This is a genomic window from Vibrio mangrovi, from assembly GCF_024346955.1.
In the GTDB taxonomy this organism is placed as follows: Bacteria; Pseudomonadota; Gammaproteobacteria; order Enterobacterales; family Vibrionaceae; genus Vibrio; species Vibrio mangrovi.
Genome location: NZ_AP024884.1, coordinates 1,321,665 through 1,332,597, shown reverse-complemented (window position 1 = coordinate 1,332,597; position 10,933 = coordinate 1,321,665). Strand labels below are relative to the sequence as shown.

Below are 10,933 nucleotides of genomic sequence, written 5' to 3'. Positions count from 1 at the left end.
TATCCATAATGAGTGACTAGATGTTATTGTACAACATTTTAAGTTATTAACAATAAAAAGGTGTACAACCAATTTTAGATTAATATCACAATAAAGTGTTTATTAACGTACGATTTGATGAAAATAATAACTTTCACATAAAAAATATCTACAGTAATCTACCCTGAAAATTAAATTTCATAAAAGTGTTACGTCGTCACGTTTTACAATGTAAATTGTATTTAGTTCATCAAACGGTTTAATTGTTTCCACATAAACTCAAATCTGAGTTGTCATAAGAATCATCAGATACTGCAGTGAACCTCAACGGAATAATCACAATTTCACATACAACCCACACCGGAACGATTGAAAGTAGTGCAGTAATTACGGCACTTGTGATTTCAACTGTATAAATTGCGAATTTGCTTTCAATATCTACCTTCAGAAACACAACAATGGACACTTCATTGATACGAAAGCATGTTCAGAACATACTTCAGACTAAAAAACGCTCTTATCCTGCCAGAAAACCAAAACATAAGTGCCAGAATAAAGAAAAATATCACCAACAAGCATAGTATTTCGACAAGAGAGCAGACACGGAAAGATGATCAAGGATGAACCTCATGATCATGCTTCCTGTAAATATGGAGGGAACAGAAGCATGATCAAGGAACAAAGCGTATATAAATCAAACAAGCCAATCTAGGATCTCATTTAGAAAAGATCGGAACAATGATCAAGAAGAATTCATCCCCGGAAGCATGTATTTTGACTGTCCAACTACGGGTAGTGTCAGCTCAACTGGGGGATTGCCACGATTTACATTGATTATCCCAGAAATTGAAATGACATATTTTTACGAGAACATGCTTCGCTAATCCCTTGATCATGCTTACGTGATGACAGAACAGGACCGGTTTCTCACCATGAAGGCAGAAAAATGTTTTTCAACTATCCAAAAGTCAGTTGAATCACGAAAGTAGATAAGAGATATCTGATTTTCCTTGATCATGCTTGCGGCATCTATCCTCATCAAAGCAAAATGTACCTTCATTTGTAGCAAGTAACAGACAGGGCATGTGGATAAGTTGTGTATTCACCTTGATCATTTTTCAGGAAGAGTATTGATCATTATTCCGCAATTCAAATGATCATGCTTCAGGCGATTAATGATCATGCTTTCAATATGTTATTGATCATTGTTCCCGAATTATCATGATCATGCTTTCGAGAGCCGCATAAAAATATGCTTTAATTACATGTTGTTACCGCCAGTTTTTCACTCAGATCATAAGATCATATAAACATTTAAGATCATTAATAATCAAAAAGATCAGTTTATTAAGAGCAATAATTTTTTCTTTATTTATAGAAAATTTTTCTTTATCCTCGGAAAAATATCAATATTACGCCAAATGTGATACGGACAGGAAAGATGAGCACTCACGAAAAAATATTAATTAAAGCTCCCAGAAATCATAAGGACGGACATCTTTTTCAGGTATCAGAATCATCAGTTAACTGGATAGAACAGTATCAACATTTTAAAGGTGTCACCAGAAGCATCATTGAGCTACTCAATTTAGTCTCTTTAAAAGGAATGAGTAGCAAAGATGGTTTAGTGTCGACAACAGAATTGATTGAAGCTGCAGACGGGCAACTGACAAGAGCCGCAATTCAACAGCGATTGCGTGCGGCTGTGAATATTGGCCTCTTTGAACAAATTCCTGTCCGGTTCGAAGAAGGCCTTGCAGGAAAAACAATGCTGCATAAATTTATTAATCCCAGTCAGCTGATTTCAGTATTGGGAACTACCAGTCTGATTACTGAATCGGTAAAACAGTCTGAGAAGCAAAAACGTTCGAAAGCACTGGCACAAACTCAGGTAAATCAACGTCTGTTGAATGAATACGGCTTAAACACACCACCAGCAATCAAAGATGAAGCGGATCAATTTGTTGTTTCACCCACTAATTGGGCCGGGATCATTGATCAGGCTCTGGCTCCCCCCAGAACTCGTAAAAGTTACCAGAAATCAATGGTTTCTATTTCAGGAACCCGGGCAGTGATCGAAACACGATCCTCAAAGAATATTATGACTGTCGATGATCTGATGACACTGTTTGCGCTATTCACATTAACGGTGCAGTATCACGATCATCAGCGGGAAGAGTATCATCTGAACGCAAAGCATATTCCGAACAAAACACCGCTCTATATCACGGATATCTTGTCATTGCGGGGCAAAAAGGATAGTGGACCGGCCAGAGATTCGATTCGTGACAGCATTGATCGAATTGAATTTACTGATTTCCAGCTTCACGAGCTGACGGGACGCTGGCTGAGTGAAAATATGCCGGAAGGATTTAAAAGTGATCGTTTCCGGTTTCTGGCCCGTACGATTACAGCTTCAGAAGAAGCTCCCGTAGAAGGGGCTGACGGTGAGATCAAAATTAAACCGAATCTTTATATTCTGGTATGGGAACCTTCATTCTATGAGGAGTTACTCACCCGGGATTACTTCTTCCTGTTTCCTCCGGAGATCCTGAAGCAACATACTTTGGTCTTCCAGCTTTACTCTTACTTTCGTAGTCGGATGTCCCGTCGGCATCATGAGACGATGTTGCTGTCAGAACTGAATCAGAAACTGGCCCGTAATATCGAATGGCGTCGGTTCTCCATGGATTTGATCCGGGAATTACGGCGTTTATCTGAAGGGAAGGGAGATGAGGAATTCTTTGTTGTGAATCTGTGGGGATATCATCTGTCGATCCGATCAATTCATGCGAAAGGAAAGATCACGGATTATGAAGTCGATATCAAATGTGATGTTGAAGAAGTATTACGTTACTCCAGAGCCAGAACAACCAATGCCGGAAAACGTAATATGGCACCGACCCTGCCGAACCCGCTTCGCCATGAAATGGTCTCCAAGCAGAAACTGGAAGAGCTTTCTTCGATCATTGACGGAGAATTTGAACCGATACAGCGGAAAGCGCCTTCACCCAGAGGTAATTTGGGACGCAGGGTTAAGCTGCGTAAACATCTGGTTGAAATCAATGCTGATGAGATAACGATAACCCTGTCTAAATATACCTCTCAGGAGGCTCTGGAACGCAGTATAACCGCATTGTCGGCAATGACGGGACATTCCCCTGCGTCTATACGGGAAGAGTGTCAGGAGCTGATTGATAAGCTCGATTGGCTGAGAGTGGGCGATGCCGTTCTTCCTTATGAGTTATTGAGTAAAACAATTGAGCTGTATAATTCCCGGAGCAGCAATAAGCATTTATCAATAGAACGATTGATATCAGGACTGGCTGTGCGCCGGAAAGTATGTAAACAGATTAGTGAAGGGCATCTGGACGAGTCGGTATTTCAGATTCTTGATGAAGTCGCTATTGGTATCTAGCCTATGAAAAATAGAAGGTTAGCGGAAGAAGAGCACAAAAATGGAACGAAGATTACAAACCATACTGGTGTTTGCACAGCTCTGACACCGTCCTGACAGAAGAGGGGAAATAGATGGCTATTCTTAGCTCCGAAAGACAACCTTTTATCCTACCGACGTCAATTGGTTAGGTTCACGTTGTTATATTCATACTTAGCATTTTCGCGAGCACCCCATGCTCGCTTTTTTTTACCTGTCAAAAATGATTTCCTGGCCCGTTTTGGTAAATCAGCAGGTTAGCTATCCTGATAGATAGAGAACCTTCAACAACACCTTGATCATCGTTCCGTAGATTATGCTGTATAGTAAGAGAAAAGCCGGGGAAGGAAGAAGAATTGCCTGACCTGAAAATCGACAGCGATCTTTTAAAGATACTGTTCTGACTGAACAGACGCAAATTTTATTCTTACAACTATCAATATTTTTACGGAACTATAGCCACTATCACACTCTTGAACAATTTTGCTTAACAAGGATTTTCAGCTCCGCTATAGAATACGTGTCCCTAACATGGTTTGTCCGGAGGTGATCTATGTCTATCAATTCAATCGACCATGATGAAATGACGAATATCGCAAATAAGTGGGACTTCACGGACGAAGTTGAATTGCAAAAACCGACGAAAAATCTTAAATCAGCAGAAGCCCGGCGCCGGATTGAAGCGATGAGAGAGATTCGTGAGAGTGGTTTAACTATTGAAGAAGCAAGGGAACTTGGGCTCCTTCACTAAATTTTATATTGAACAGGTAAGGGCAGCTTCGCTGCCCTTTCTTTTTTCTGGTGAGGTTCATTTCAGTTAGCACTTAATTTTCCCGATTCCTGTGGTATATTGCAGAACTTGTTTACAGATGACGGGTGATTTCATGTCTTTTAATCTTGCAGAACTGAGTGCTGAAGAGAAGAATCGGGTCGAACTGGACAAACAGGCTGCCTTTTTAGTATGGAAACTGAAACAAGGGAAAGCCGGTCCTGAAGCGCTCGCTCAGCATCAGGAGACGTTGCGGACAACGGATGAACAGACATGTTTTCAACAATCGGTGGATAAATATAAAAGGATCATGGGCGTGATGTAAGCCGCTCTCCGGTCCGGCAGAAATTGAAATGATTCTGTGTTTTTCCTACAATCCGTCGCATTCAATTGATGAGAGAGAATATCCCGATGGGAAGAAGTTTTGAAGTGCGTAAAGCTTCCATGGCGAAGACTCAAGGCGCAAAGATTAAAGTTTATTCCAAATACGGCAAAGAGATTTATGTGTGTGCAAAGAATGGTGGTGCAGATCCTGATACCAACCTTTCTTTGAAGCACTTGATCACGAAGGCGAAAAGAGATCAGGTTCCCGGACATGTGATCGATAAAGCGCTGGATAAAGCCTCGGGAGGCTCTGGTGAAGATTACCAGCCTGCTCGTTATGAAGGTTTCGGACCTGGTGGTGTGAGCGTGATTGTCGATTGCCTGACTGATAACGGTAACCGGACTTATCAGGATGTTCGTCAGTGCTTTGTGAAGACCGGTGCAAAAATCGGCAGTCCGGGTACAGTTGCTCATATGTTTGATCATCAGGCTGTATTTCAGTTTAAGGGTGATGATGAAGAAACGGTGTTAGAAGCACTGATGATGGCCGATGTCGATGTGACTGATATTGAACTGGAAGATGGTGTTATTACGGTATTTGCACCGAACACTGAATTTTTCAAAGCAAAAACTGCACTGGCCGAGTCTTTCCCTGACGTTACTCTGGATGTGGAAGAGATTACTTTTGTTCCGCAGAATCGGACTGAAATCTCCGGAGAAGATGCAGAGAAATTCCAGAAATTCTTGGATCTGTTGGATGATAGTGATGATGTTCAGCAGGTTTACCATAACGCGGAAATTGAATAGTTTTTTGCTGTTCCCTTGATTGAGAAACGCCCCATGTTGTACGTGGGGCGTTTTTTTTTGCCTTTCTATTTTATTTCCTCTTGAGAGATGGATTTTTCGGGCAACAGTATTGGGTTGTTTATAAAAGAAATTGCAGTTCATTCCGTGATAAAGCTCATAAATTATAACGAAAAAAAAAAAACACATGGTAAATGTGTGGAATAAGCAAAAACCTGTTCTAAAAAATATATAGATAACAATGGATTATATCTGTTACTTCGTACATGTGGCGAGTTCACTTTTTCTTATCGTCATATTTGCGTAACTTAAGATTGCACTTTAATATAGTGCCCCTCGACGCATTGTTACTATCATGTGTCGGATGTGGCAAAGTGTTCTTTCTTGTAACAAATATATTTATCTTTTCGAAAACTGAATGTTAAATGTCACGATTTCGTGGAGTTGAATGGATTTGTATCAGGTAAGGATTGTTTGTTACAGATTCAAATACTCTTATTAAAACCAACCGCAGAGTCTTGGTAAGGAAGTGTCGGCTTATCGGGTCTCTGCCAGAAAGAGGAAGTACAAGTAAATGGAAGCCTCACGATATAAAAGCATCATATCGAGAGTTGGACTGTTACTCACAGTTCTGATGCTCTCAGGGTGTAAGTTTGCGCTACTTGATCCCAAAGGAGAGGTGGGTGTTCAGGTGAAAGAGTTGATTATTACAGCTCTGCTCCTGATGCTGATCGTTGTTATCCCTGTGATACTGATGACGATCTACTTCTCATATAAGTACAGATCAAGTAATACGCAAGAAGAGTACACACCAGAATGGTCTCACTCAACAAAGATTGAATTTGTTGTCTGGACTATCCCTATCATTATCATTGTTGTTCTGGCGACGATCACCTGGCGCTCAACGCACCATCTTGAACCTTCTAATCCTTTAGAAAGTGACGTGAAGCCAATGACGATCGAAGTTGTATCGCTTGACTGGAAATGGCTGTTCATTTATCCGGAGCAGAAAATTGCAACGGTGAACTATGTCGCTTTTCCTAAAGATGTTCCGGTGAAGTTTAAGATTACATCAGACAACATCATGAACTCTTTCTTTATCCCTCGTTTAGGCAGCCAGCTTTATGCGATGCCTGGTATGGTTACTCGCCTGCATCTGATTGCAAATGAAGCTGGGGACTATAAAGGGATTGCAGCCAGCTTTAGTGGTGATGGTTTCTCTCATATGAAGTTTACTGCAACTGCAACACCTGATGTTGCCAGTTTCGATCAGTGGGTCGAGAAAGTGAAAGCTTCTGAAAATCAGATTAACGATTTCTCTGACTATCGTGCTTTAGCGAAACCAAGCATTGACGTTCCTGTTACCTATTATTCTCATGTTCCGGACGATCTGTTTAATTCAGTCGTAACTCAATTCCCTGGCGGAATGAACATGGGAGACGGACAGGAAATGGATAAACCAATGGGTCATCATTCGATGGCTGAGCACGAAGGGTAATGAGATTATGTTTGGAAGATTAACACTGGACTCCATTCCATACCATGAGCCCATTATCATGATTACCCTGGCTGTAATCGCAGTTGTCGGTCTGGCAGTTGTTGTGTGGGTAACTCGTCTTGGTAAATGGCAATACCTGTGGAATGAATGGTTTACTTCGGTAGACCACAAAAAATTAGGTTTCATGTACATTGCTGTCGCTTTTGTCATGCTACTGCGTGGTTTTGCCGATGCAGTGATGATGCGAAGTCAGCAAGCGTTGTCAGCTGCCGGTGAAGCCGGATACCTGCCGCCGCACCACTATGATCAGATCTTTACGGCACACGGCGTCATCATGATTTTCTTTGTTGCGATGCCATTGGTTATCGGTCTGATGAATATCGTGGTTCCGTTGCAGATTGGTGCGCGTGACGTTGCATTCCCTTACCTGAACAACCTGAGTTTCTGGCTGTTTGTTGTTGGTGTGATCCTGACAAACATGTCGCTGGGTCTGGGTGAGTTTGCCCGTACTGGTTGGCTGGCTTATCCACCACTGTCCGGAATTGCTGCAAGTCCGGGGGTTGGCGTTGACTACTGGATCTGGGCATTGCAGATATCGGGTGTCGGTACAACCCTGACCGGGGTGAACTTCTTTGTCACCATTATGCGGATGCGAGCTCCGGATATGCCGTTGATGAAGATGCCAGTTTTCACCTGGGCTTCTCTGTGTGCCAACATCCTGATCATTATTTCGTTCCCAATCCTGGCTATTTCTATCGCTCTGTTGACTCTGGACCGTTATCTGGGTTTCCACTTCTTCACCAACGATATGGGTGGCAACATGATGATGTATGTCAACCTGATTTGGGCGTGGGGCCACCCTGAGGTATATATCCTTGTTCTGCCAATCTTTGGGGTTTTCTCTGAAGTGACAGCGACCTTCTCACGTAAGAAACTGTTTGGCTATACATCTCTGGTCTGGGCAACGATTGCAATTACGATTCTTGCCTTTATCGTTTGGCTACACCACTTCTTTACCATGGGTGCGGGTGCGAATGTAAACGCCTTCTTTGGTATTGCAACCATGATCATCTCTATCCCGACCGGGGTGAAGATATTTAACTGGTTGTTTACGATGTATAAAGGCCGTATTCAGTTTACATCACCAATGCTGTGGACTGTCGGCTTCCTGATCACCTTCAGTATCGGTGGTATGACCGGTGTGCTGATGGCGGTTCCCGGAGCAGACTTTGTACTGCACAACAGTGTATTCCTGGTGGCTCACTTCCATAACGTAATTATCGGCGGTGTAGTCTTTGGCTGTTTTGCTGCAATCACCTACTGGTTCCCGAAAGCGACCGGTTTCATGATGAATGAAGCATGGGGCCGACGCGCATTCTGGTGCTGGCTGGTTGGTTTCCTGATGGCTTTCCTACCACTTTACGCATTGGGCTTTATGGGGATGACCCGTCGTCTGAGTCAGGATATTAGCCCTGATTATTTCCCATTCCTTGCTGTTGCCGCTGTCGGTACGGCAATTGTTGCTCTGGGTGTGGTATGTCAGGTGATTCAGATTCTTGTCAGTATTCGCGACCGGGATGAGAACCGTGATGTGACCGGTGACCCGTGGGATGCCCGTACGCTGGAATGGTCAACATCTTCTCCACCACCGTTCTATAACTTTGCTGTGATTCCGAAAGGCAATGAAATTGATGCTTTCTGGTATCAGAAGCAGCGTGGTGAGCATGATCTTGATAAAGAAGTCGAATATGAGCCGATTCATATGCCGAAGAATACACCAACGGGTATGTATGTTTCTGCATGGGCGACGATCTTTGGTTTTGCGATGATCTGGTATATATGGTGGCTGGCCGCTATCGGTTTCATCGGTATCGTGGTAACCACTATCTGGCATAGCTTTAACGATGATGTTGATTACTATGTTCAGGTTGATGAAATCAAAGAGATTGAAGAGAAACATCGGGCTGAAGTTGCAAAAGCAAAAGCTGAATCTCAGTCGAAAGATGATATGGAGGTGAAGTATGCAGGCTAATTCTGTAGCGGCTCACGCACATGATCACCACCATGATACCGGTGGTAACAAACTGTTCGGGTTCTGGATTTACCTGATGAGTGACTGCATTTTATTTGCAAGCTTGTTTGCAACTTATGCAGTACTGGCAGGAGCAACCGCTGGTGGTCCCAGCGGTAAAGAGATCTTCGAACTACCGTTCGTTTTTGTTGAAACTATGTTGCTGCTGTTGAGTAGTATTACATTCGGTTTTGGCATTATTGCCATGAAGCGTAAGCAGATTGGCGCGTTGAAGCTATGGATGGTGATTACCTTCCTGTTTGGTCTGGGCTTTATCGGGATGGAAGTTTATGAGTTCCATCATCTGATTGGTGAAGGCTTCGGACCACAGCGTAGCGCGTTCCTGTCAGCATTCTTTACTCTGGTTGGAACTCACGGTCTGCACGTGACCTTTGGTCTGATTTGGTTGTTTGTCTGTTTCTGGCAACTGAATACTAAAGGGCTGACAGAGATGATTGAAACCCGGTTCAACTGTTTAAGCTTGTTCTGGCACTTCCTGGATATCGTCTGGATCTGCGTATTTACAATCGTTTATTTAGTTGGGGTGACATCATGAGTAACCAACATGCTGAGTCAGGCGTAAAAGGATATGTGATTGGCTTTGTAGCCTCTCTGATCCTAACGATTATTCCTTTCTACTATGCGGCGACACAAAGCTTGTCGACCGGGACAACATTTGCTGTCCTGTTCGGTTGTGCTGTTGTTCAGGTGATTGTTCATTTTGTTTACTTCCTGCATATGGAAACAAAAACTGAAAGCGGTCGCTGGAACGTGATTTCATTGGTGTTCTCTGTGATTGTTGTCTTGATCCTGATTGTTGGTTCAATCTGGATCATGTGGAATCTGAACGTCAATATGATGATGTAGGCGCAGACTGATGATTAAAGGGTATCTATCGATCACCAAACCGGGAATTATCGTTGGTAACCTGATCTCTACGGCTGCGGGGTTTTTCCTCGCAGCTAAAGCGGAGTCAGTAACATCAATGCTATTGCTCTATACGCTTGCTGGTGTTGCTTTGGTCATCGCGTCCGGATGTGTGATTAATAATATCTTCGACCGCGATATCGACAGTAAAATGGCGAGAACCAGCCAGCGCTTGCTGGTTCGTGGTGAGATTAATGTTGATCATGCCTTCATTTATGCGCTCATTCTGTTACTGAGCGGAACAGCATTGCTGTATCAGAAAACGAATCCGTTGGCGGCTGTGGTTGTGTTGCTGGGTTATGTTTTCTACGTCTTCTTCTACACGATGTGGTACAAGCGTACTTCTGTATACGGTACGCTGGTTGGCAGTATTTCCGGTGCGGTTCCACCGTTGGCCGGTTATCTGGCAGTGACCAACTATGTCAGTCTTGAAGGCGTTCTGCTGTTCTGTCTGTTCTGTTTGTGGCAAATGCCGCATTCTTATGCAATTGCCATGTTCAGAATGCAGGATTATCGTCAGGCAGGTATTCCTGTACTGCCGGTAGTTTCCGGAATCGACAAGGCCCGTAAGCATATGATGGCTTATGTCATCGCCTTTAATGCGGTTGCTTTAGGATTATATCTGGTTGGCAATACCGGTTATGAATATCTGGTGGTTGCATCGGCTGTCTGCTTTATGTGGACCCGGGTGACATTCCGCCGGATGACAACAGATAACTTTGAAGCGTGGTCAAAAGCTGTTTTCAAACACTCTTTGATTGTCGTGATGAGTTTCAGTGCTGTATTAGGTTTTGAACTGATACCGCTCAGTCTGTAGAGACCACCAGCTTGTGACTGGCGCATAATGAACTGAAAAAGGCATCAAGAAGATGCCTTTTTTTATGGTCGCTATTTGAGCTGATACTGATGTTCTTTGTGTTTCTGGTTTTTTTCAATAGCAAGTATTCACTTACTTTCTCTGCGGAAGCCTGGCAAACAGGGCAGGCTTATAAAATTATCGGGATCAGCGTAGAAAAAATAGCCGATTGACTGGAACTTCGGTGGGAGAACGTGGTATCAATATGTGATTCCTGTCACTTTTTGTAGACTTTCTAAACTGAAAAGCCGTAGGAATTTGATTTAACG

At 43.1% G+C, this 10,933-nt stretch carries 9 protein-coding genes; all 9 read left to right on the top strand.

The window, feature by feature from the left end; translation table 11 throughout:
- Window positions 1–1,420: 1,420 nt before the first annotated feature.
- Window positions 1,421–3,397, top strand: a complete 1,977-nt coding sequence (locus OCU74_RS22030; protein ID WP_087481776.1) for a replication initiator protein RctB domain-containing protein — start codon at window positions 1,421–1,423, stop codon at window positions 3,395–3,397.
- Between the two features lie 571 nt (window positions 3,398–3,968).
- Entirely contained in the window at window positions 3,969–4,166 is a 198-nt protein-coding gene (locus OCU74_RS22025) for a PA3496 family putative envelope integrity protein (protein WP_087481777.1), read from the top strand.
- A gap of 133 nt (window positions 4,167–4,299) precedes the next feature.
- Entirely contained in the window at window positions 4,300–4,509 is a 210-nt protein-coding gene (locus OCU74_RS22020; RefSeq protein WP_087481778.1) for a DUF3283 family protein, read from the top strand.
- Between the two features lie 86 nt (window positions 4,510–4,595).
- The gene (locus OCU74_RS22015) at window positions 4,596–5,315 is read left to right on the top strand and encodes a YebC/PmpR family DNA-binding transcriptional regulator (RefSeq protein WP_087481779.1); all 720 of its coding nucleotides are present in this window, start codon (window positions 4,596–4,598) and stop codon (window positions 5,313–5,315) included.
- A gap of 571 nt (window positions 5,316–5,886) precedes the next feature.
- Window positions 5,887–6,810 carry a ubiquinol oxidase subunit II gene (gene cyoA / locus OCU74_RS22010; protein ID WP_087481780.1) on the top strand — a complete coding sequence of 308 codons (924 nt, stop codon included), beginning with the start codon at window positions 5,887–5,889 and terminating at the stop codon, window positions 6,808–6,810.
- A gap of 7 nt (window positions 6,811–6,817) precedes the next feature.
- Window positions 6,818–8,842, top strand: a complete 2,025-nt coding sequence (gene cyoB, locus OCU74_RS22005) for a cytochrome o ubiquinol oxidase subunit I (RefSeq protein ID WP_087481781.1) — start codon at window positions 6,818–6,820, stop codon at window positions 8,840–8,842.
- The gene (gene cyoC / locus OCU74_RS22000) at window positions 8,832–9,437 is read left to right on the top strand and encodes a cytochrome o ubiquinol oxidase subunit III (protein ID WP_087481782.1); all 606 of its coding nucleotides are present in this window, start codon (window positions 8,832–8,834) and stop codon (window positions 9,435–9,437) included. Before cyoB ends, cyoC begins: the two co-directional genes overlap by 11 nt.
- Window positions 9,434–9,748 (top strand): cytochrome o ubiquinol oxidase subunit IV, encoded by a 315-nt coding sequence (gene cyoD, locus OCU74_RS21995; protein ID WP_087481783.1) that lies wholly within the window; start codon window positions 9,434–9,436, stop codon window positions 9,746–9,748. The genes cyoC and cyoD overlap by 4 nt, the downstream gene beginning before the upstream one ends.
- Before the next feature lie 10 nt (window positions 9,749–9,758).
- Window positions 9,759–10,625: a heme o synthase gene (gene cyoE, locus OCU74_RS21990; RefSeq protein WP_087481784.1), complete on the top strand. Its 867-nt coding sequence runs from the start codon at window positions 9,759–9,761 to the stop codon at window positions 10,623–10,625.
- Window positions 10,626–10,933 lie beyond the last annotated feature (308 nt).

Excerpts from the sequence above, each read along its gene's own strand:
- OCU74_RS22030 (WP_087481776.1), top strand. The coding sequence starts at position 1,421 with ATGAGCACTCACGAAAAAATATTAATTAAAGCTCCCAGAAATCATAAG.
- OCU74_RS22025 (WP_087481777.1), top strand. The coding sequence starts at position 3,969 with ATGTCTATCAATTCAATCGACCATGATGAAATGACGAATATCGCAAAT.
- OCU74_RS22020 (WP_087481778.1), top strand. The coding sequence starts at position 4,300 with ATGTCTTTTAATCTTGCAGAACTGAGTGCTGAAGAGAAGAATCGGGTC.
- OCU74_RS22015 (WP_087481779.1), top strand. The coding sequence starts at position 4,596 with ATGGGAAGAAGTTTTGAAGTGCGTAAAGCTTCCATGGCGAAGACTCAA.
- cyoA (WP_087481780.1), top strand. The coding sequence starts at position 5,887 with ATGGAAGCCTCACGATATAAAAGCATCATATCGAGAGTTGGACTGTTA.
- cyoB (WP_087481781.1), top strand. The coding sequence starts at position 6,818 with ATGTTTGGAAGATTAACACTGGACTCCATTCCATACCATGAGCCCATT.
- cyoC (WP_087481782.1), top strand. The coding sequence starts at position 8,832 with ATGCAGGCTAATTCTGTAGCGGCTCACGCACATGATCACCACCATGAT.
- cyoD (WP_087481783.1), top strand. The coding sequence starts at position 9,434 with ATGAGTAACCAACATGCTGAGTCAGGCGTAAAAGGATATGTGATTGGC.
- cyoE (WP_087481784.1), top strand. The coding sequence starts at position 9,759 with ATGATTAAAGGGTATCTATCGATCACCAAACCGGGAATTATCGTTGGT.